Annotated in this window: 19 protein-coding genes; all 19 read right to left on the bottom strand. The window is 33.0% G+C overall.

What is annotated here, in order from left to right; genetic code table 11:
* Positions 1-259: 259 nt before the first annotated feature.
* Complete coding sequence (gene mraY / locus ACFVRR_RS03340) at positions 260-1,210, bottom strand: phospho-N-acetylmuramoyl-pentapeptide-transferase (protein WP_387324599.1); 951 nt, start codon at positions 1,208-1,210, stop codon at positions 260-262.
* A 548-nt stretch (positions 1,211-1,758) separates the two neighbouring features.
* Positions 1,759-2,304, bottom strand: a complete 546-nt coding sequence (locus ACFVRR_RS03335) for a GNAT family N-acetyltransferase (RefSeq protein ID WP_387324597.1) — start codon at positions 2,302-2,304, stop codon at positions 1,759-1,761.
* A gap of 107 nt (positions 2,305-2,411) precedes the next feature.
* Positions 2,412-3,278, bottom strand: coding sequence for a 2-oxoacid:ferredoxin oxidoreductase subunit beta (locus tag ACFVRR_RS03330; protein ID WP_097975411.1), 867 nt, complete (start codon positions 3,276-3,278; stop codon positions 2,412-2,414).
* Complete coding sequence (locus ACFVRR_RS03325) at positions 3,265-5,022, bottom strand: 2-oxoacid:acceptor oxidoreductase subunit alpha (RefSeq protein ID WP_387324594.1); 1,758 nt, start codon at positions 5,020-5,022, stop codon at positions 3,265-3,267. The genes ACFVRR_RS03330 and ACFVRR_RS03325 overlap by 14 nt, the downstream gene beginning before the upstream one ends.
* Positions 5,023-5,251: 229 nt before the next feature.
* Entirely contained in the window at positions 5,252-6,178 is a 927-nt protein-coding gene (locus tag ACFVRR_RS03320; protein WP_387324591.1) for a dipeptidase, read from the bottom strand.
* 237 nt (positions 6,179-6,415) lie between these two features.
* Positions 6,416-6,676 (bottom strand): stage V sporulation protein SpoVS, encoded by a 261-nt coding sequence (gene spoVS / locus ACFVRR_RS03315; RefSeq protein ID WP_088041153.1) that lies wholly within the window; start codon positions 6,674-6,676, stop codon positions 6,416-6,418.
* 126 nt (positions 6,677-6,802) lie between these two features.
* On the bottom strand, positions 6,803-7,594 hold the full coding sequence (locus ACFVRR_RS03310; protein ID WP_069034492.1) for a TIGR00282 family metallophosphoesterase: 792 nt from the start codon (positions 7,592-7,594) through the stop codon (positions 6,803-6,805).
* A gap of 213 nt (positions 7,595-7,807) precedes the next feature.
* Complete coding sequence (gene rny, locus ACFVRR_RS03305; RefSeq protein WP_069034493.1) at positions 7,808-9,379, bottom strand: ribonuclease Y; 1,572 nt, start codon at positions 9,377-9,379, stop codon at positions 7,808-7,810.
* Between the two features lie 582 nt (positions 9,380-9,961).
* Positions 9,962-11,005 (bottom strand): recombinase RecA, encoded by a 1,044-nt coding sequence (gene recA / locus ACFVRR_RS03300; protein ID WP_097975417.1) that lies wholly within the window; start codon positions 11,003-11,005, stop codon positions 9,962-9,964.
* Between the two features lie 249 nt (positions 11,006-11,254).
* Entirely contained in the window at positions 11,255-12,514 is a 1,260-nt protein-coding gene (locus ACFVRR_RS03295; RefSeq protein WP_387324587.1) for a competence/damage-inducible protein A, read from the bottom strand.
* A gap of 23 nt (positions 12,515-12,537) precedes the next feature.
* Positions 12,538-13,116: a CDP-diacylglycerol--glycerol-3-phosphate 3-phosphatidyltransferase gene (pgsA, locus tag ACFVRR_RS03290; protein WP_387324585.1), complete on the bottom strand. Its 579-nt coding sequence runs from the start codon at positions 13,114-13,116 to the stop codon at positions 12,538-12,540.
* Positions 13,117-13,187: 71 nt separating this feature from the next.
* Positions 13,188-14,081, bottom strand: coding sequence for a helix-turn-helix domain-containing protein (locus ACFVRR_RS03285; RefSeq protein ID WP_387324583.1), 894 nt, complete (start codon positions 14,079-14,081; stop codon positions 13,188-13,190).
* A gap of 20 nt (positions 14,082-14,101) precedes the next feature.
* Complete coding sequence (locus ACFVRR_RS03280; RefSeq protein WP_097975425.1) at positions 14,102-14,893, bottom strand: DUF3388 domain-containing protein; 792 nt, start codon at positions 14,891-14,893, stop codon at positions 14,102-14,104.
* A 112-nt stretch (positions 14,894-15,005) separates the two neighbouring features.
* Positions 15,006-15,734 carry an elongation factor P 5-aminopentanone reductase gene (ymfI, locus tag ACFVRR_RS03275; protein WP_387324581.1) on the bottom strand — a complete coding sequence of 243 codons (729 nt, stop codon included), beginning with the start codon at positions 15,732-15,734 and terminating at the stop codon, positions 15,006-15,008.
* A 182-nt stretch (positions 15,735-15,916) separates the two neighbouring features.
* On the bottom strand, positions 15,917-17,200 hold the full coding sequence (yfmH, locus tag ACFVRR_RS03270; protein ID WP_387324579.1) for an EF-P 5-aminopentanol modification-associated protein YfmH: 1,284 nt from the start codon (positions 17,198-17,200) through the stop codon (positions 15,917-15,919).
* Positions 17,200-18,471 (bottom strand): EF-P 5-aminopentanol modification-associated protein YfmF, encoded by a 1,272-nt coding sequence (gene yfmF / locus ACFVRR_RS03265; RefSeq protein WP_387324963.1) that lies wholly within the window; start codon positions 18,469-18,471, stop codon positions 17,200-17,202. Before yfmF ends, yfmH begins: the two co-directional genes overlap by 1 nt.
* A 425-nt stretch (positions 18,472-18,896) precedes the next feature.
* Complete coding sequence (locus tag ACFVRR_RS03260; RefSeq protein ID WP_387324577.1) at positions 18,897-19,844, bottom strand: ABC transporter permease; 948 nt, start codon at positions 19,842-19,844, stop codon at positions 18,897-18,899.
* Positions 19,845-19,847: 3 nt separating this feature from the next.
* Positions 19,848-20,915 (bottom strand): ABC transporter permease, encoded by a 1,068-nt coding sequence (locus tag ACFVRR_RS03255; protein ID WP_387324574.1) that lies wholly within the window; start codon positions 20,913-20,915, stop codon positions 19,848-19,850.
* Entirely contained in the window at positions 20,912-22,435 is a 1,524-nt protein-coding gene (locus ACFVRR_RS03250; protein WP_097975434.1) for an ABC transporter ATP-binding protein, read from the bottom strand. Before ACFVRR_RS03250 ends, ACFVRR_RS03255 begins: the two co-directional genes overlap by 4 nt.
* Between the last annotated feature and the right edge of the window lie 70 nt (positions 22,436-22,505).

Below are 22,505 nucleotides of genomic sequence, written 5' to 3'. Positions count from 1 at the left end.
ACGTTACGCAAAAAAGAAAGCCGATAATAGTAGTATATTTGAATAATTTTATTCAATTTTATAAAAACAATTCTTTAAATAATAAAGCGCTTTAATTACTAATAGAAGAATGTTGATTTCAAATATATGTCCTCACTCTTGGAACCGTGACCCGAGCCTCCTCGAATTCTTAAAAGCACCTTTTTCAACATAAAAAGAGAATCCAACATGGATTCTCTTAAATTAATAATTCTCAGTATGATAACTGTGAGTTCATAAGTTACATAAAAAAATAAAAATATAAGTAGCTCAAGAAACAACCTGTCCAGGAAACAATCGTAAAATTCATAACGATGATATTTTCTGACCAACCATATTTGATACCATAGTGAAAATGTATAGGGGCCATTAGAAATAATCTTTTTCTTGTTCTTTTAAAGTAGAAAACTTGAAAAATAACAGAAAACTGTTCAGCTAAATAAATAAAAAACAACATTGGAATCAAGATTTCTACTTTTTCAATGATCGCTAAAAAAGATAAAGAACCACCAATCGCCATTGAACCTGTGTCGCCCATAAAAGCCTTAGCTGGATATAAGTTATAAATTAAAAAACCAGCTAAACTAGCGATCATTATGAGACTAAAAATTTTCACTTCAATATGATCTGAAATCAGAAAAAAGAAAAAGAAGGTAGGGATTGAAACCATACCAAGCAGTCCATCCATCCCGTCAGTAAAATTAATAGCATTAGCTGATCCGACAATAAATAAAGTGATAAGGGCCAAATACACCCATAGTGGTAAAAAGATACTTATAGAATCCGTAATCCGAAAGGTTGTGTCTAGTTCAAAAAAATTAATTAATACAATAAGTAAAAAAATAGTAAAAGAAAATTGAAAAACTAGTTTTGTTTTAGCTGATATTCCTCCCGGATCCTGTTTTGATGCTTTCCAAAAGTCATCAAGAAAACCAACGACACTGAATAAAATAAAAGTTCCAACTAAAAAAAGCATAAGTGGACTTGAATAATTAACGAAAGCAACTAAAATACCGATCAAAAATATACTTCCCAGCATTAAAGGAGTTCCCTTTTTATTATGGTGTTCAGCTGGTAACTCCGCTCTTATAGGTTGAGTCAACTTCAATCTTCTTAACGTCGCAATTAAAAAGGGTGAAAGAATACTTACCAAGATAAAAGTAATTAAAGCAGGTACGAGTGAGGATGACAAAATTTTTCTCCTTTCAATTATTTTTATTTAAGAAATTCGATAATATCAAGCGATTTCCTTTATTTGCCTATTTTTTAATTTTAGAATTTATTTAATTGCGGGCAGCAAATAAGAGTTTGGGATTCGCAAATAAAGGGTTCTTCTATACAAATAAATGATGAAATTTGGCAAATAAACATTGGTATGCAAAAAAACTCGAAAATCACAAATAAATTTGGCAAAACTGCAATTAAAAATACGGAATCGCTAATATAATTAACAAATCTGCAATTAAATCTAATGGAAGTGCAAATATAATTAAATATTACCTGTACCCGTTAAAGTATTAAGGCCTAATAATTGTACCAAGTAGATGCTTTTAACTTAAAAATTAACAAATAAGTTCTTAAACTTACTAAATCGAATAAGAATCTGCTAATTTTCATTTAAAAAGCCCAATTATTTCAACTACGAATGATAGCTGAATTTGAAATTCCTCCCACTTCGTATACAGCAATAATTCAGAACGAAATATAATGTGAAAACCTCTTCTTATATCCTTGAAATTACTATATTAATATATCGCTAACATTAATTTTCCAAATCATATGGTCATATCCCTTTTCCCAATAGTCCTTTACTAAATAATCAGGTTCTCCAAATTTCTTTTTCCAGATTTTTTGGGCATTACAATACCCACTATCTAAACAAAATTCTTCTATCCCTTTATTCTGTAAAGTAACGTACATATTCTTTAATAGTAAATTTCCAATTCCATTTTTTTGATAGTCTGGATGTACAAATACAGTACCGACCTCAGGTAGCCCTTTTAATGCATGGTTTGTACAATTTAAAATAAGATCACTAGCTGGACCATATTCAATCGAACCAATAATTTTTTCGTTATCAAGAGCTATTAAAAAAAATCGTTTTTCACCATTACTTTCAAAATCATTTTCTAAATAAATTCCTTTTGTTTCGATTTCTTCATTCATACTTTCCACTTGATTGCTAATGCCTTCTTTTGCAAACGTGTCAGTAATCACTATATTAAAAAATTGATTTAACTCTTTCATGTCCTCTATTCTTGGTCTTCTTATTTTAATATTCATCATTAAAAACACTCCTAACTACAAACTACTTCAACATTAATTGGAAGTATCCTTCATAATAAATTGTCGTAAAAAAAAAACTCCTCAAAATTGAGGAGTTTTTCTTTGTATTACATGAATTCAGCAACTAATTTTTCGAATTGTGCTTTTTCTAATTGAAGTTCTGATTCAACTAATGGTTCTTCACTGTATCCAGAAATTAATTGTTGGTATGATTTTTGTTCTTTGTTTTGGTAGATTAGACCAGTTACTAAACCTTTATTTTGCATTAATGTTTGCATAGCCATTTCTTTGTTTGATGGATCATATCCTTCAACATCAGAAAGTTTAACAAGATTTTCTTTAAACCAGTCATATGTGTTTACTTTATTGTAAGTTACACATGGGCTGAATACGTTAATTAAAGAGAAACCTTTGTGGTTAATACCTTGCTCAATTAATGAAGTTAATTCTTTTAAATCACTTGAGAAACTTTGAGCTACGAATGTTCCACCAGCTGTTAATGCCATTTCCATTACTGAAAGTGCAGATTCAACTGAACCTTGTGGCGTACTCTTAGTTTTGAATCCTACATCACTACGAGGTGATGTTTGACCTTTTGTAAGACCATAGATTTGGTTGTCCATTACGATATACGTAATGTCGATGTTACGACGAATTGCATGGATTGTATGACCTAAACCGATAGCGAATCCATCACCGTCACCACCAGAAGCGATAACAGTTAGATCACGGTTAGCCATTTTTACACCTTGTGCAATTGGAAGTGAACGACCATGGATACCATGTAAACCGTAAGAGTTAATATATCCAGAAATACGACCAGAACATCCAATACCAGAAACTACTGCAAGGTTATCAGGTTCTAAACCAACATTTGCTGCTGCACGTTGAATAGATGCTTGTACAGAGAAGTCTCCACATCCTGGGCACCAGTTTGGTTTAATATTATTACGAAATTCTTTAAATGTTGCCATTTAGAACAACTCCTTCCTTGCAAGTATTGTAAATTTCTTTTGGTAAGAAAGGATTTCCATCATATTTTAGTAAGCTTGAAATCTTTTCTGCATGACCACAATTCATTTTGATAATGCTTGCTAATTGACCAGTAGCATTATTTTCAACAACGATTACACGCTTAGCTTTTTTAAGCTCAGGCATTAATTCGTTTGTTGGGAATGGGTGAATTAGACGGATATGAGCATGGTTAGCTTTGATACCATCTTGCTCTAAACGAACCATTGCTTCTTCAATCGCACCACGAGTTGAGTTGAAACCAACTAGTAATACATCAGCATCTTCGTGTTTAGAGTTCACTAACACTGGGTTAGGGAATTTTAGGTTATTTAACTTGCGCATACGTTTATCCATTTGATGATTACGGTTAATTGGTGATTCTGATGGTTTACCCATTTCATCATGCTCAACACCAGTTACGTGGTGAATTCCACCTTTCATACCTGGTACTACACGAGGAGAAACGCCATCTTCAGTCACTTCATAACGTTTGAAGTACTCTTTGTTTTCAGATACTGGTAATTCTTGTTTGTAATCAAACTTACCACGGCGAATTTGTACTTTTTCAAATTGAAGTGGCTCAACAGTTTGTTTACCTAAAGAAAGTTGTAAGTCAGTAATTACGATAACAGGTACTTGGAATTCTTCAGCTACGTTAAACGCTTCCACCATATCGTAGAATCCTTCTTCTACAGTACTTGGAGCGATTACTACTTTCGGAATTTCACCGTGAGTTCCGTAGATCATAGCCATTAAGTCTGATTGCTCTTGTTTAGTTGGAAGACCAGTACTTGGACCTCCACGTTGAGTATCAACGATTACTAAAGGAACTTCAGTTATACCAGAAAGACCGATTGCTTCCATCATTAATGAAAGACCAGGACCTGCAGATGCTGTTAATGTACGAACACCAGCATAGTTAGCACCGATTGCCATTGTACATGCAGCAATTTCGTCTTCAGTTTGAATAACTGCTCCACCATACTGAGGTAATTTTTTGATTAAGTATTCCATAATTTCAGATGCTGGCGTAATTGGATACGCTGCCATAAAACGAGAACCACCAGCTAATGCACCCATTGCGATTGCATCGTTACCGATTAGGAACATACGTTTTTTACCATCAGCTTCTGATAATTGCATTTTATTTACATTCACGCCAAGCATTTCTCTCATTTCTTCTGCTCCACGTGCGATTGCTTCTATGTTTTTCTCAACAATTTGTTGACCTTTTTTACCAAAAATTTCATCTACAACTTCTCTGAAAACTTCAATTGATAGACCTAAAATTGCACTTGAAGCTCCAACTGCAACCATGTTTTTCATTAATGAAGTACCTAGTTCAGTAGCTAATTCTGTAAATGGAATTGAATAAAGTGTTACGTCAGTTGAATCTGGAATTGTCGGATTAAATTTAGCATCAGCGATTACGATACCGCCTTTGCGTAATTCATAAAAGTTTACATCGATTGTTTCTTGGTCAAATGCTACTAAAATATCTAAGTCATCTGAAATTGCACGAACTTCAGTTGTACTTACACGAATTTTGTTATTAGTGTGACCACCTTTAATACGAGAAGAGAAATGACGATATCCGTATAAGTAGTAACCTAAACGGTTTAACGCAATTGCAAAAATCTCACCTGTACTTTCGATACCTTCACCCTGTTGTCCTCCAACTTTCCACGAAAGTTGTTCAATCATTTCCTACACCCCTTTGAATGCCCTCATTCGTAATAAATTAAATTATAAATGGATAATTTTTTTGCATATCATTCATTTGTTATAAAAGAATGAAAGCGATTTAAGACATATCTTTTGATATGAGTTAATTCGCTTTCAATTCTAGACCTATTAAACAAAAAAATCAATGATTTTGAAAGAAATTATTCCTTTAATTTTTATATTTTTATTATTCTGAACAAGTAACGTGTTATTTGTAATGTATATATGATGAATAATTCTCATACATAAAGCCTTTAACCTGTTGTTCTGTATAGTGTTTAAGCAATTCATTTGTTAAATTTTGATAAAGTCCTACGTGATGTAAATTTGTTGGATGAGTATCAATTCCATCAAAATCTGATCCCATCGCAATAAATTTTTCTCCACCTAGAGAGCACATATAATCAATATGTTTAAGAATATCTGAAATACTTGCGATACCTTCATCGACTAAAAAAGTAGGATAGAAATTTATCCCTACTATTGCTCCTCTATTAAACATAGCCTTTAGCTGTTCATCATTTAAATTTCTTGGATGTTTACAAATCGCTTTAGCATTTGAATGAGTCGCAGTTGGATATTTTGCTTGTTTAAATGCATCCCAAAACGCGGCTTCAGTACAATGAGAAAGATCACACCACATATTATGCTCATTTAAGTAATGAACTACACTTCTTCCAAAATTAGTTAACCCACCATTTCTTTCTTCAAGAATTCCATCTGCAGCTTCATTTGCATAATTCCATACTAGACCGACACTACGTACGCCTAGACGATGTAATATCTTTAAGCGATTAATATCACCTAAAAGTGCATCACAGCCCTCTAGCGTCAAAATAGCACCCATTTCGTTACTTTTTAATCCAACTTCATCTTCTTTTGTTCGAATAACTTTTATATTATTATTTTCTGTTGCTACTTTTTCATAAAAAAGTGTGACACATTGAAGAGCAGCATCAAATTTGATTAGTTTATGTATATTTTCGGGAATATAAATCGCATAGCATTGTATTTTACTATTCCCTTGTTTTAATCGATTAACTGAAACTTGTAGTGAATCATCATTTTCAAAATTGATTGAAGGCTTTTCAAGTAATTTCATCAGTACATCACAATGAGCATCAAAAACTTTCATAATTAATACCCTCCCATTTTTTTGACTATTGAAACTAGTGTAACATATTAATAATTCCAATAATAAAAGTAATAATTATACGCAAAAAAACTCGTCGACTGACGAGCTTCAAGTTGGAGCTAAAGTCTTAACTCCACTTTTTAATTACAAATTTGCGTAATCTGACTCGCTACCACTTAATCTTTCTTTAATTAAAAATAAAACAACCTGTCGCTTTAGGCTAACAGGTTGTTATTATTAACGAGGCTCTACGATTAATTTTATCGCTGTACGCTCTTCCCCATCGATTTGAATATCTGTAAATGCAGGGATACAAATTAGGTCTACACCACTTGGTGCAACAAATCCTCTTGCAATTGCAACTGCTTTTACAGCTTGGTTTAACGCGCCAGCACCAATTGCTTGAATTTCTGCTGTACCACGCTCTCTCAATACACCTGCAAGTGCTCCTGCTACAGAATTAGGGTTTGACTTTGCTGAAACTTTTAATATTTCCATTCCTGATCCTCCTTGTACTTACAAAGCTATTATTGTGTACAATAAAAACTATTCTCGATAACAAGAAGTTATTCCTGCAAATATTTAAAAGTTTTTTAAAAATTTTCACAATTCTTTTAATTAATATTATAGCTCTTGATGATCATCATTTATTTGTATTCTTTTTATTGATTTTGCTAGCCCAGTTTGTTTGTCTAATTCGATGATGACACCACTTAACTGACCTCTACCTTCATCTACTTCGAATCTCACTGGTAAGTTCGTTAAGAATTTTTTAATAACAGCTTCTTTCGTAACGCCTAGAATGCCATCATATGGACCTGTCATTCCAACATCCGTAATAAACGCTGTACCAGCAGGTAAAACTCGCTCATCAGCCGTTTGAACATGTGTATGTGTACCAACAACCGCTGTTACTCTTCCATCCAAATACCAGCCCATCGCAATTTTTTCACTTGTTGCTTCAGCATGAAAATCAACAAAAATGATGTTTGTTCGTTTTTTAGCGATTTTTATTAGCTCATCAGCTTTTTTAAAAGGACAATCAAGTGGTGGTAAAAATGTTCTACCTTGTAAATTTATAACGGCTATTTCAACATCATTAAAATTTAAAAAGACTAATCCATTACCGGGTGTACCTTCAGGGAAATTAGCTGGTCTAACTAAGTATTTTGCTTGATCAATAAATTCAAAAATATCCTTTTTATCCCATGCATGGTTACCAAGTGTTACTGCTTGAGCACCTAATTCTAAAAATTCGCGGTAAATTTTTTCCGTTATTCCTTTACCATGTGCTGCATTTTCACCATTTATAATCGTTACTGAAGGATTATATTTCCTTTTTAAAGCTTGAATATTAGCCTTTACCATTGCCCTACCATTTGAACCAACTACGTCGCCTATAAACATTATTCTCATTTCGTTACATCCTTCCAACTTGCCACTGTTAATTCACAGCACTGATTTTACTTTTAGATTACCCAAAAATACGAAAAGCCCCATTACTAGCACAATCTGAATCTTCATCTATGCCATTCAACTAAGATTCATTTCAGATATGTATTAGTTGGAGCTATTTTTAAAAATACTTTATTTTGTTACAAAAAAGAAAATAAAGTGGCATAGACCACTTTATTTTGCATACTCGACAGCTCGAGTTTCACGAATAACCGTAACTTTTATATGGCCTGGATAATCCAGTTCATCTTCAATACGTTTTCTAATATCTCTCGCTAATCTATGAGCTTGTAAATCATCAATTGTATCTGGTTTTACCATGATACGTACTTCACGTCCTGCTTGAATAGCGAATGATTTTTCTACACCTTCATATGATTCAGAAATCTCTTCAAGCTTTTCTAAACGACGGATATAGTTTTCTAATGTTTCGCTACGTGCTCCTGGTCTAGCAGCAGATAATGCATCTGCAGCAGCTACAAGAACCGCAATAATTGAAGTTGGCGCAGCATCTCCGTGATGAGATGCAATACTATTGATAACTACTGGATGTTCTTTATATTTCGTTGCTAATTCGACACCGATTTCAACGTGACTTCCTTCTACCTCATGGTCAATTGCTTTACCAATATCGTGAAGTAAACCTGCACGTTTTGCAAGTTTTGTATCTTCACCAAGTTCAGCAGCCATAAGTCCAGCTAGGTTCGCTACTTCCATCGAATGCTTTAACACATTTTGACCATAACTAGTTCTAAATTTCAGACGACCTAATATTTTAATTAAGTCAGGGTGAATTCCATGAACACCAACTTCAAAAGTAGTTTGTTCACCGACTTCACGTATGTACTCATCTACTTCTCGTCTTGATTTTTCAACCATTTCTTCAATTCGTGCAGGATGGATTCGACCATCTTGTACTAATTTATCTAGTGCAATTCGTGCAGTTTCACGACGAATTGGATCAAAACCTGATAATATTACTGCTTCAGGCGTATCATCAATAATTAAATCTATACCAGTTAACGTTTCTAAAGTACGTATATTTCGTCCTTCACGGCCAATAATACGACCTTTCATTTCATCATTTGGAAGATTTACAACTGAAACAGTTGTTTCAGCAACATGATCTGCAGCACATCGCTGGATTGCTAATGATAAAATATCTTTTGCTTTCTTATCTGCTTCTTCTTTTGCTCGAGCTTCTGTTTCTTTTACTAGTATTGCTGTTTCATGGGATAATTCATTTTCGACTTTAGTAAGTATTAATTGTCTTGCTTCTTCACGATTTAAGCTAGAAATTCTCTCTAACTCTTCTTGTTGAGCAGCAATTAATGCTTCTATCTTGCTTTCCATTTCTTCTATCTGCTGTTGTTTTAAAACAAGAGATTCCTCTTTTCTTTCAAGAACAGACTCACGTTTTGAAAGTCCATCATCTTTACGATCTAAGTTCTCTTCTTTTTGCATTAAACGATTTTCTGACTTTTGTAGTTCACTACGACGATCTCGAATTTCGTTCTCTGCATCTGTACGAATTTTGAAAATTTCGTCCTTTGCTTCCAATAAAGCTTCTTTTTTAATTGTTTCTGAATCACGTTTTGCATCTTCAATAATTTGATTTGCATGATTAGTTGCGCCATTTATTTTAGCTTCTGCAATGGACTTACGGACAAAAAATCCGACAGCATAACCGACTCCGAATGTGGCAAGCAATGCGAAGATGATCAAAATTATAGTATTTGCACCCATGATTTCACCTCCTCTTGCTATTTAGTTAGTTTCATTTTTGTCGGCTGTTATATTGTATAAATAATTGCATCAACATACAGCACACTTCAATTCAATTTTTCACAAAATAGTAATATTTTTTTAGAATATACACTTAAATATTAAATCTCTTACCAAATGATGTCAAGCCTTGTAAATCGCTTACTTACTTGATTTATCAATATTTATTACATTTTTACTAGATTTCATACATGAGAATCTAAATTTTATTCATTAATTTTTTTTTAAGATCTGATTAATAAGTTAATTGATCGAATTTTCCACTTATAAAGTACTACTTATAATTATAAAAGAAAATAGGTATTGTCTGTTATTTTGATAAGCCCTGATCATAAAAGTATGCCTGATTCTAATGCAAAACACCTACATACCATGATTGATTTGATTTGACTCTTCATTGTCATTCCAATAACCTCTCACTTGGAATTTCCTATAGGGCTGGTGAATCCTTCCATTCTCTAAAAATATAGGAAATATGAAATTATAAATATAAAAAAATGCAGGCACTTTTAATAAGCGCCCGCATTTTTTGTTAACTTATGACTACTCATTTAATAAAGAGAATTGTTCTTCGTCATCTGTTTCAGTAATAGTAACAGGGTTATCTAAACCATGGTGAAGACGGATTGATTGTTTAATCGTATCACGTATTTCTTTATTTTCTTTTAAGAATGACTTAGCATTCTCACGACCTTGTCCAAGACGCTCTTCATTGTAAGAATACCAAGCTCCACTCTTAAGAACGATATCTAAATCAGATCCAATATCAAGAATTTCTCCTTCTTTAGAAATACCTTCTCCATACATAATGTCTACTTCTGCTTGTCTAAATGGTGGTGCTACTTTATTTTTAACTACTTTAATCTTTGTTTTGTTACCCACAATATCATTACCTTGTTTTAATTGTTCAGCACGACGTACTTCTAAACGAATTGTAGAATAGAATTTTAACGCACGTCCACCTGGAGTCGTTTCAGGATTACCAAACATAACCCCAACTTTTTCACGAATTTGGTTAATGAAGAATGCGATCGTTTTTGACTTGTTAATTGCACCAGAAAGTTTACGTAATGCTTGAGACATTAATCGTGCTTGTAGACCTACGTGAGCATCACCCATCTCACCTTCAATTTCTGCTTTTGGAACTAATGCAGCTACTGAGTCAATTACGATAATATCAATTGCACCACTACGTACTAATGCTTCAGCGATTTCAAGTGCTTGTTCACCTGTATCTGGTTGAGATAATAATAACTCATCAATGTTTACACCTAATTTTTGAGCATAAACCGGATCTAATGCATGCTCAGCATCTATAAACGCCGCTTGTCCTCCATTTGCTTGAACTTCAGCGATTGCATGTAATGCTACAGTTGTTTTACCTGAACTTTCAGGACCATATACTTCGATAATTCGTCCTCTAGGATAACCACCTACACCTAATGCAACATCTAGTGCTAACGATCCACTAGAAATAGTTGAAATTTGGCGGTCAGTTTGTTCCCCAAGTTTCATAATTGAACCTTTACCGAATTGTTTTTCAATTTGTTTTAAAGCCATATCTAATGCAGCTTGACGATCACTCATTTAGATTCCTCCTTAAGGATTCATTTATCTCTTAACTATATAATAACTGTTTTTTGTTCGTTTGCCAACAAAAAAATAGAACGTTTATTCGATATTTTTCGTATTTAAACTTAATTTTTAAAGAATAGAAACGCTTGTTTCGTATTTTTTGGTCTATAAAACTAGATTTTTATTAATATCGAAACTATAAAATTAAAAAACTCGGCTAAATTAACCGAGCTTTTATATTATAAAATATTCTATTTCATTTTATAAGTCTTGACTTTCAAAACTTGAATTAATTAATTTAATCAACAAGTTCGCGCCATTTTTGACACTTGATAATCTTATTTGTTCTCTAGTGCCACTGAATTGAAACTCTTTTACAATTGGATCAGAATCGCCAATTTTTATACCGATAAATACTTTCCCTACTGGCACATCTTCTAATGTAGATGGTCCTGCTTCACCAGTAAAACTAATTGAAATATTACTTCCTGTTAATCTTTGAATATTTTCAACTAGTGATTTTGCACACTCTACACTTACTGCACCATTTTTATTAAGAATGTCTGATGGAACATTTAAAAGGTTTTGTTTCATTTCATTAGAATAACAAACAATACTACCTTTAAAAGTAGACGAGTTCCCAGGAATATCTGTCACTCTTTTACTGAATAGACCTCCAGTTAAACTTTCAGCAGCAGAAATAGTCAGTTTAAAATCTTTTAGCTTTTTTGATAAAACTGTAAATAAGTTTTCATTATTTGTACCATATATAAACTGCCCAACACGCTCACGTATTTTTTCTTCAGCTTGTCCAATTAGTTTTTCTGCCTCTTGTTCATTACTAGCACTTGCAGTAACTCGAAGCATCACTTCTCCCTCACTCGCTAAAGGAGCAATCGTTGGATTTGATTGATTTTCAAGTAAATCAAGTATTTCAGTTTCTAAAATCGATTCCCCGATGCCAAAAAACTTAAGCTCTTTCGAAATAATTGTACTTGCTTCCTTACCTTTTAAAAAATAAGGAATTAGTTCTTTCTCAACCATCGGAATCATTTCTTTAGGTGGTCCTGGTAATAATACAAATTGTTTATTTTTCGCTTCATAAACCATTCCAGGTGCCATACCATTTTTATTCAATAAAACATGTGCGTTATTAATGACTAATGCTTGTTTTTTATTATTTTCAGTCATTGGTCGATTTACTTTAATAAAATATTGTTCAATATACTCTAGTGATTGATCATGGTAAACAAGTGACTCTTGAACAAATTCTGCGACAACTTCTTTCGTTAAATCATCCTTTGTTGGTCCAAGTCCACCAGTTAGGATGATTAAATCACTTCTTGATGAAGCAATTTCTAATGCACTTTTAAGTCGTTCGGAATTGTCTCCTACAACTGTTTGGAAATGATGGTGATATCCTAATGCAGATAAATGTTTAGCTATAAATTGAGCATTTGTATTTGCAATTTGGCCTAAAAGTAGCTCAGTACCTACTGCGATGATTTCAGCACGTTTCATATCATTTCCCCCTATATTATTAATTACATAGATTGAAGAAGAACATCTCTATTTTTATAAAAATAATCCCAACCAGAATATACTGTAAAGAATAATGCCACCCAAAGTGATACATCTGCAATTGAAAATGGTAAGAAATTCAATGGGAAATCATGTAAGAAATATGCAGAAATCGCAACTATTTGAGCCCAAGTCTTAATTTTACCTAGCATTGCAGCAGCATGAACTTCTCCAGAGCCAGCTAAAATCATACGTAAACCGGTTACAGCAAACTCTCTACTTATTATGATAATTGTAATCCACGCAGGAACATAATGAAAATCAGTTAAGATAATTAATGCTGAAGAAACAAGTAATTTATCAGCAAGTGGATCTAAAAACTTTCCAAAATTAGTAACTAGATTATATTTTCTTGCGTAATAACCATCTATAAAATCAGTAACTGAAGCAATAATAAAAATTGCAGCTCCTACTAAATGATTAACCGGTATTGAATCACCCATTAATGTAACATTTCCCCATCCAAAATCGATTAAAACGGCAATCATAAATAATGGAATTAGACAAACCCTTGAAACTGTGATCTTATTTGGTAAATTCATGGTAAAACCCTCCAAAACTTTCTAAAAATGAAGCATTTATAATAAATGAATAAAAGCCATCTTAAAGATGACTATTGATTCATTTTTAAATTTTTAATCGTAATCTTTTGGTGAACAGCATTTGTTGGACTAACTGGATATTTAAATACCTCATCGTTAATTCGTAGCTCAACATTATTAGAAGCACCAATATTTACAGTTACTTCATTTTCATCTGTTAAGTCGTAGTTTTGAGTTTGTCCATGTTTTAAAATTCCGGAATAGAACATTTTTCCATCAGCATTTTTTAAATCCACATAACTTTCACCATTTGCAACTACTTCTAATTTAAATACATCCGTACCAGATAAAGAAATAGTAGTTCGTTTACCCGCTGCAGAGTCAACAGTAATTTTTTGCGCTGGCGTTTGCTCAGTCACATCATTTTTCGGTTTCTCTGTTTTTTTCGTATTATTAACTTTTGCCTGATCTAGCGCATTATTTTTTGGCTTTTCAATTTCAGAATTAGAGTTAGATTGAGATTGATTCGTATCCGCAGATTTTCCATCATTTTTTGATGGGAACATCATATAAATAGCGATGCAAATCCCAATGATAAGAATCGCTACTAGTATCCTTGGTAAATAATCCATTATTCGTGATGACTTCACATTACTTAATGGTTCTTTAAGCTTCGATGCTCTACTAGGGATTTCTTCATGCTTTACTTCTTCTACTGTACTAGCCACAGTTGATTCCTCTAACACTGGCTTTTCAGTTAAAAATCCAGAAACGTCAACACCAATTGTTTCTGCATATTGTCTAATAAATGCACGAACATAAAATTGCCCTGGCAATATTTCATAATTACCTTCTTCAATTGCTTCAAGATAACGTTTCTGAATCTTCGTTAACTCTTGTACATCGTCAATTGATAAGCCTTTCGCTTCTCTTGCTTCTCGTAAATATTTTCCTAATTCTGTCACAAGTTACACCCCAACTAACTTTAAAAATCAAACATCGAGAACGAGTTGTGTCCATTTTTATCCATTTGGTCTACAAGTTCATATTTAATTTCTTCATTTTCATCATTTCTTAATTCAATTATGTAATCAAAATCTTCTAAAGAGTATTCAGTTTGCTGTACAAATACATCAGGATGCTCCACTACTTTCACAGAAGACATTGCCATAATTTCGCGAACCAATTGCCAATGTTGCTCATTTGCTCTTCTATGAGAAAGAATGCCATCAATAATAAATACATTATCTGAATTATATTCGTCTTCTATTAATTGACTTCTTAATGTTTGTTTAATTAATGTTGATGAAACAAATAACCAGCGTTTATTTGCACATACACTTGCTGCTACAACTGATTCAGTTTTACCAACACGAGGCATTCCTCTAATTCCGATTAGCTTATGGCCTGGCATTTTAAATAACTCTGCCATAAAATCAACAAGCATACCTAAATCATCGCGGACAAAACGAAAAGTCTTTTTATCATCTACGTCTCGTTGAATATAAGTACCATGTCTTACAGCTAAGCGATCTCTTAGAGTTGGCTTTCTAAGTTTAATTATTGTTATATTGTCCATAGTATTTAAAATTGATTCAAATCTAGTAATTTGATCATCGTTATCGCAACCAAGTAACATGCCGCGTTTCATTGTGTCGACACCATTGATTGTTAAAATATTAATCCCTAGCATACCGATTAGCGATGCAATATCTCCAAGTAGTCCAGGGCGATTCTTATGTATTTCATACTCAAAATACCATTCGATTAACTCCATACCTATACCCCCTATTTGTTAACTACTTAACTCTCCATTTAATAATAAACGATTTCGCCATAATATAAAAGGTAAAATATGTGAAATAAATAACTTTCGACCGGAAACTTTGCTATGAAGTATGCCAACCGCCGTTTACTCCAAGGATTTGGCCAGTTATATAAGAAGATTGTTCGGAAATTAGGTAATTTACAGTATTCGCAATTTCACTTGGAAGAGCTAAACGATTCATTGGAATTTCATTTGCAATTTCTTTTAAATCTTCTTCACTGAAGGTATTTAACATATTGGTTTTTACGGCACCTGGAGCAACAGCATTTACTTTTATTCCACTTGGTCCTAGCTCTTTAGCTAATGCCATTACATAGGCGTTTTGAGCACCCTTTGTAGTTGAATATAATACCTCACATGATGCACCAATTTGTCCCCATATGGACGAAATAACGACTATACTGCCAGATTTTTTAGCCACCATATTAGGAAGAAAATGATTGACTACTTTGATCAAACTTTTGATATGTAATTGAGTCATTCGATTAATCTCTTCATCACTTACATCGTTAATCAAACCAATAATTGAAAAACCAGATGCATACACAATTGAATCAATTGGATCATTTATTTGTGATGTTAAAATTTCAACTCCATTTTCAACTGACAAGTCTGCTTGAACAAATTGGCAACTTACTTCAATCTCATTAGCCAATTCAATCAGTTCATTAAGTGGCTCTTTCTTACTGTTATAATGGACAACTAAATCATAATTTTCATTGATTAATTTTTTCGAAATTGCTAAACCAATGTCACCACTAGCTCCAATTACAAGAATTCTTTTTCTCATTTAATATAATCTCCATTTATTCGAGGTTTTAATGCAGGGTTAAAGAGTATTAAGAAATATAAAGATAAGCGAGGAAGCTCTCTTAAAATTTTTTATTAATAAATAGTACACCTAGATTCTTTAAAAACCCTTAAATTTTTAAAATTTCAAAAAGCATCCCATAGAGGATGCTTTTAATTCATTCAATGAGGAAGAACAAAAAATTCACTCATATAGTCTTCATTTATTAGATGACTGGCACTTTCTTTTAAATCCTCTACAGAAATAGATTGTAACACAGATACAATGTCAAATAAATGCATATCTAAGAACGCATATCGCGTAAATTGGTTAGCGATATATTCTGGAGAATTTAATGAGCGTAAGAATCCCCCAATTTTCTTTTTAACTACGCGATCGACAATTTCTTTTTCCCACTGAAGATTTTTTGAGTCTAATAACACTTCTTTTATTTTTTCTGAGAGTTTTTCAGGTGAAGTAGAATCTCCTCCGATGATCGCAAAAGCAAAACCATTTTCTGCAGAGTAATCATATGAGAACGTATCATCGATTAAACCATCTTCATACATTTGTTGATACGTATTTGAGCCTTTACCAAATAAATAATCAAGTAATACTGAAATTGATAATTCATGTTTTAATAATTCACTTCCACCTTTAGGTGCAGAAAAGTCTTTTACACCAACGAGTACTTTTGATGATTGGACATTCATATGTAACACTTTTTTCTTTTCTGCAGATTCAGGCGTTTCTTCAGGGAAAAATCTCTTAATTTCATTTGCATCTTTGAACGTTTTTTTACTTTGGTTTTCTTTAATTAAATTCATTGTTTTATCAGGGTCTACTGGACCTACAACAAAAAACAACATATTACTTGGGTGATAAAAAGTTTCGTAACAAGTATAAAGTAATTCTTTTGTAATTTTTGAAATTGATTCAACTGTACCAGCAATATCTGTTCTAACAGGATGTTTACCATATAAATTAGCAATCATCCCAAAATATTGTCTCCAATCAGGGTTATCTTCGTACATTTTAATTTCCTGACCGATGATCCCTTTTTCTTTTTCAACACTTTGATCAGAAAAATATGGATCTTGAACAAAATCAATTAAAGTCATTAAATTTTGTTCTACATTATTCGTTGCTGAAAATAAATAAGCAGTTCGTGTAAAACTTGTAAACGCATTAGAAGAGGCTCCTTGTTTGCTAAAAACCTGGAATACGTCCCCATCTTTCTTTTCAAATAGTTTGTGCTCTAAAAAATGAGCAATCCCATCTGGTACAACTAATTTTTCATCTTTTCCTAAAGGAATAAATTCAGAATCAATCGAACCGTATTTCGTTGTAAAGGTCGCATATGTTTTGTTGTAGCCTTGTTTAGGAAGAATATATACTTTTAATCCGTTTTCAAGCTCCTCGAAATAAAGCGTTTCATTCAATTGTTCAAAATACTTTTTTTCCATTATGCTCCCTCCTGACCTTTTAAGAAATAAGTTGTGTGAAGTTTAATTTTATTAGCTACAGCTACAATTTCATCTTTCGTAACTTTTTCAATTTCAGGGAACCAGTCCTCGATTGGACGTTCATTCCCTGCAGCTTGGTCATTGAATAATGTTTCAATTATTCCATATGCAGTGTCCATACTTTCTAATAGACTGTTTTTAATCACTAATTTTGTTTGATCAATTTCTTCTTCAGAGAAATTTCCCTTTTTCATTTCTTCCAGTTGTTCAGCAATAATTGTAGTTGCTTTTTCATAATTTTCACTTGCTATACCAGACATAACCATTAAAATTGATTTATGACTTTCAAAACGAGAAGCAGCATAGTATGCTAAGCTATTTTTTTCTCGAACATTGATAAATAATTTTGAATGAGAGAATCCACCAAAAAGTCCATTAAACACTTGAAGTGCAAAGTAATCAGGATCTTTAATCGAGATCCCAGTAGTATAACCGATGTGTAGTTTGCCCTGATTTAGTTTTTGCTCTTCAATTACTTCATTAGGAGAATCGACTGGCGTTGCTTTTGTTGTATCGACTGTTAATCTTTCACTAGTTGTGTTTCTAAAGTTCTCTTCAACTAATTGTTTACATTGGTCAAATGCAACATCTCCAACTATATAAAGATCAATTAAATCTTGTTGCAAAGCTTTTTCATAATACTTATAAAGTGACTCAGCTGTAATTGAATTGACATCTTCTGTTTTTCCATTTGCAAGTAATGCATAAGGTTCATCCTTAAACATTTCTTCCACTAGTCGTTGATTTGCATATTTCAATTTATCATCATTTATTGATTGAATTCGTTGTACTTGGGTTCTTTTTTGAGTTTCAACATGCTTAGCTGAAAATACCCCATTTTCTAAAAATGGATTTTGCCAAATAGAAGCAATAAGCATTAGAGCTTCATTTAGTAATGAACCTTGATTTGAAAGGTATTTTTCATTTGCAATGTCAATTGTAAATGACATAACATGATAATCCCCTTTTTTCGATACGTCTACAAAGAAGGTCGCCCCATATAATTCTTCTAATTTTCTTCTAATTTCACCATTGGTAGGAAGATCTTTTGTTCCACTTTGCAATATATAAGGTAAAATCCCGCGATACGATACTGTATCTTCTTCAAGTTTTCCACGTACTTTTAATGTAATCGAATTTGTTTTAAATTTTTCAGTTGTTACCACATGTAGCTTAATACCGTTAATATCACTATTTTTGTACTGTAACAAATTCAAATTGAACCCTCCTTAGTCAAATACTATTTACTCATATTTATTTCCAATATCTTCATTGTATCTCTAATTTTACCAAAAATAAAACCTACTGCTTAGTTTACCCAAAATAATTAATTCAAATAAAAATCTGTTCTTTTAAAATAAGTACTACGTCAACTGGAACGAAAGGATGCTCCCTATCCGTGGAGGGGGGGAAACTCCTCGGCCAGCCTGCGATCTTTTCCTACAGGAGTCTCGCACTTAACGTTTCAATCATTTTCAAAATATAAACGAGTTATTATTTAACTTCCATCTAATAGTTGAGAGGTGATCAACTACAGTAAATATTCATAACAACGATATTATTCCTAATTAATTGACAACATCCTTTAATTTAAAAATAGCTTCCTAATTTAATAGGAAGCTTTTTAAACATTTATTTATCGTTTACCTTTTTCATACGCAACACCAACTGATTTTGGTGCTTGAGATGATTTTGAGAAAATTACTAATGCGATTAAAGTTACTACGTATGGGAATAACTTTAATGCTAATGGTGGAATATGAGATAAACTTGGAATAACTTGCGATACATTGGCAATTGTTGTAGCTACACCAAAGAATAATGTCGCTGCTAAAATTCCAAGTGGTTTCCATTGTCCAAAAATTAATGCAGCAATTGCTAAGAAACCAAGACCTGCAACACTACCAGTAAATTCGCCAGAGTATGTTACTAAAATAATTGCTCCACCTAATCCAGAGAATGCACCAGAAATAATAACCCCAAGGTAACGAATACGGTATACGTTAATACCTGCTGCATCAGCTGCTTGAGGGTATTCACCACATGCACGTAGACGTAAGCCTAAACGAGTTTTATAAAGTATAAATGTACTAATGATTAGAATACCGATTACTAACCATGTTGTAGAATACGTGTTTTTAAAGAATAGATCTCCGAGAATTGGAATGTTCTTTAAGACTGGGATATCAGTACGAGTAATACCGTTAATACTGATGTTTCCAGATCCAGTAATATTTCTTGCTAAGAAGATTGTTAAAGCACCTGCAATCATATTAATTGCGATACCACTAATTACTTGATCTGCGTGTAAATTTATACTTGCAAACGCATGTAGTAAAGAGAATAAAGCACCTGTAAGAACTGCAACAAGAATTCCTACCCAGATAACCCAAACTTCACCTTGATGAGTTTCTTGAAGTTTTGAAATTGTTAAGGCACTAGCGAAACCACCAACAACCATTAAACCTTCTAAACCAATATTTACGACACCGCTTCGCTCAGAAAATAAACCACCTAATGCTACGATTAATAATGGAATCGTATAGGCAATTGCATATGGGAAAATTTGTATAATTAAATCCATGCCTTATTTCACCTTCTCTCCTACATTGCTGTTTTTGTATTTGCGTGATTTGGATACTCGATCTATAACTTTTTTAATTAAAATACTAGTTGCTGAGAAATAAATAATGATAGCAATGATAACATCAGCAATATCTGGTGGAATTGAAGTCATTGCACTCATAAAACCTTTACCAGAATATAATAGTCCAAAGAAAATTGCTGAGAAAAATACGCCAACTGGTGTATTCATTCCTAAAAGTGCCACGGCAATTCCGTCGAATCCTTCAGTAGGTAAAACACCTATTTGAATTAGTGATGCATTACCAGCGAATTGAACAACACCTGCTAAGCCTGCAAGTCCACCTGAAATCATCATTGATAAAACAACATTTCTATTTACTGAAATACCAGCGTATTCAGCAGCACTACGGTTGTAACCTACAGCTTTTAATTCATACCCTAATACTGTGCGATTAATAATAAATGAAATAACGATTACCATAATAACGGCGATAAATAAACCGAAGTTAATATATGAACCACCAAATAAATTTGATAATAACGGCATTTTTAATGTTGCAGCATCTGCAAGCATTTTTGACTCTGTTTCAGTACTACCTTTAAAATATTGTGGTACTAAATAATAAACAGTCCAGTATGCAATCCAGTTCATCATAATCGTAGAAACTACTTCGTGAACATTAAACTTAGCTTTTAGTAGTCCTGGAATAAATGCCCAAACTGCACCTGCAATAAAGGCTACAATTATCATAATTGGAACTAAGATAAGAGTAGGTAAATCGACAGTTAAACCAATTGCAGAAGCACAAAATCCTGCGAAAAGCATTTGGCCAGCTGCACCAATATTAAATAAACCTGTTCTGAATGCAAATGCAACAGAAAGTCCTGTTAAAATTAACGGAGTAGCAGTCGCAAATGTATTACCAATACGCTCCGGATCTTTTAATCCACCTTGGAATAAATAAGTAAACCCTTCTATTGGATCATTACCTGTTACTAAAATTAATAATGCTCCAGCTAGTAAACCTAAAACTACGGCAATTAAAGAAATGATTCCTCCCTTTTTCATGCCCCTTCACCTCTCCTTATACCAGCCATCATTAATCCTAATTCATCTTCATTTGTGTCTTTGGCATTAACGATATCAACGATTTCTCCAGCATTTACGATTGCAATGCGGTCAGATAAATTAAGAACTTCATCTAGTTCTAACGAGATTAATAGAACAGCTTTTCCACTATCTCTTTGCTCAATTAATCTCTTATGAATATACTCTATCGAACCAACGTCTAAACCACGTGTTGGCTGACATGCAATTAATAACTCAGGCTTAAGTTCGATTTCGCGACCAATAATTGCTTTTTGTTGGTTTCCTCCAGACATTGATTCAACGACTGTTTTAGCCCCTTCACCAGAGCGTACATCGAATTCTTCAATGATTTTCTTTGCATGTTTGGCAATCGCAGCTTTATCTAAAACTCCATATTTAGAGAACGGTTCTTGATTATAAATCTCTAGAACTACGTTTTCTTCAATCGTATATTCAAGAACAAGTCCTCTTTTTTGACGATCCTCTGGAATGTGTGCAATACCACTTCTAATTCGCTCACGTATACTGCGTTTTGTAATATCTTGATTTTTTAATAAAATAGAACCCTCTTCAATCGGTCTTAACCCTGTAATTGCTTCAACAAGTTCAGATTGTCCATTTCCTTCAACTCCGGCAATCCCAACGATTTCACCTGCTCGAACTTGAAGTGTAGCATTTTTTAAACCTAAAACTTTTTTATTATTTTTGACACTTAAATTATTTACATCTAGTACAACTTCACCAGGTTTTGATTCTACCTTATCTACCTTGAAAGACACCTGACGTCCGACCATCATAGATGCCATTTCAGATTCAGAAGTTTGTTTTACATCAACTGTACCAATGTACTTCCCATGACGAATGACTGTACATTGATCTGCAACAGCTTTAATTTCTTTTAATTTATGTGTAATGATAATGATTGACTTGCCTTCATTAATCAAGTTTTTAATAATCTTCATTAAATCTTGTATCTCTTGTGGAGTAAGTACTGCTGTTGGCTCATCTAGGATTAATACTTCAGCATTACGATATAAAGTTTTTAAAATTTCGACTCTTTGTTGCATCCCTACTGTAATATCTTCAATCTTTGCATATGGATCTACATTTAAGCCATAAGTTTTAGAAAGCTCTTCAATACGTTTTGCTGCAGTCTTGATATCTACTACTAGCCCTTTTTTAGGTTCAAGACCTAGAATAATATTTTCTGTTACTGTAAAATTTGAAACTAATTTAAAATGTTGGTGAACCATTCCGATTCCTAGTTCATTTGCAACATTTGGATTTGAAATTTTAACTTCTTTACCTTTTATTTTTATAATCCCTTTTTCGGGTGTGTACATTCCAAAAAGGACGGACATTAAAGTTGATTTCCCTGCTCCGTTTTCACCTAATAAAGCATGAACTTCCCCTTTTTTTAATCGTAGTGTAATATTATCATTCGCTATAATGCCAGGAAACTCTTTTGTTATATTTAGCATCTCCACTACATATTCCATAATTTTCCTCCTTGATATTACGAAGTCATTTTTTATTTTTAAAGTTTTACTTGATTTCGAAATATTTTTT

It is taken from the genome of Gottfriedia sp. NPDC057948, from assembly GCF_042887255.1.
In the GTDB taxonomy this organism is placed as follows: domain Bacteria; phylum Bacillota; class Bacilli; order Bacillales; family Bacillaceae_G; genus Gottfriedia.
The sequence above is the reverse complement of the archived record's forward strand: the minus strand, read 5'-3'. Positions and strand labels throughout refer to the sequence as shown.

Coding starts and splice junctions, on each gene's coding strand:
- spoVS (WP_088041153.1), bottom strand. CDS start 6,676: ATGGAAATATTAAAAGTTTCAGCAAAGTCAAACCCTAATTCTGTAGCA.
- rny (WP_069034493.1), bottom strand. CDS start 9,379: ATGGGTGCAAATACTATAATTTTGATCATCTTCGCATTGCTTGCCACA.
- ymfI (WP_387324581.1), bottom strand. CDS start 15,734: ATGAGAAAAAGAATTCTTGTAATTGGAGCTAGTGGTGACATTGGTTTA.
- ACFVRR_RS03310 (WP_069034492.1), bottom strand. CDS start 7,594: ATGAGAATAATGTTTATAGGCGACGTAGTTGGTTCAAATGGTAGGGCA.
- ACFVRR_RS03335 (WP_387324597.1), bottom strand. CDS start 2,304: ATGATGAATATTAAAATAAGAAGACCAAGAATAGAGGACATGAAAGAG.
- yfmH (WP_387324579.1), bottom strand. CDS start 17,200: ATGGAAAAAAAGTATTTTGAACAATTGAATGAAACGCTTTATTTCGAG.
- ACFVRR_RS03325 (WP_387324594.1), bottom strand. CDS start 5,022: ATGATTGAACAACTTTCGTGGAAAGTTGGAGGACAACAGGGTGAAGGT.
- ACFVRR_RS03320 (WP_387324591.1), bottom strand. CDS start 6,178: ATGAAAGTTTTTGATGCTCATTGTGATGTACTGATGAAATTACTTGAA.
- recA (WP_097975417.1), bottom strand. CDS start 11,005: ATGAGTGATCGTCAAGCTGCATTAGATATGGCTTTAAAACAAATTGAA.
- ACFVRR_RS03255 (WP_387324574.1), bottom strand. CDS start 20,915: ATGAAAAAGGGAGGAATCATTTCTTTAATTGCCGTAGTTTTAGGTTTA.
- ACFVRR_RS03250 (WP_097975434.1), bottom strand. CDS start 22,435: ATGGAATATGTAGTGGAGATGCTAAATATAACAAAAGAGTTTCCTGGC.
- pgsA (WP_387324585.1), bottom strand. CDS start 13,116: ATGAATTTACCAAATAAGATCACAGTTTCAAGGGTTTGTCTAATTCCA.
- ACFVRR_RS03295 (WP_387324587.1), bottom strand. CDS start 12,514: ATGAAACGTGCTGAAATCATCGCAGTAGGTACTGAGCTACTTTTAGGC.
- ACFVRR_RS03330 (WP_097975411.1), bottom strand. CDS start 3,278: ATGGCAACATTTAAAGAATTTCGTAATAATATTAAACCAAACTGGTGC.
- ACFVRR_RS03280 (WP_097975425.1), bottom strand. CDS start 14,893: ATGGAGTTAATCGAATGGTATTTTGAGTATGAAATACATAAGAATCGC.
- ACFVRR_RS03260 (WP_387324577.1), bottom strand. CDS start 19,844: ATGGATTTAATTATACAAATTTTCCCATATGCAATTGCCTATACGATT.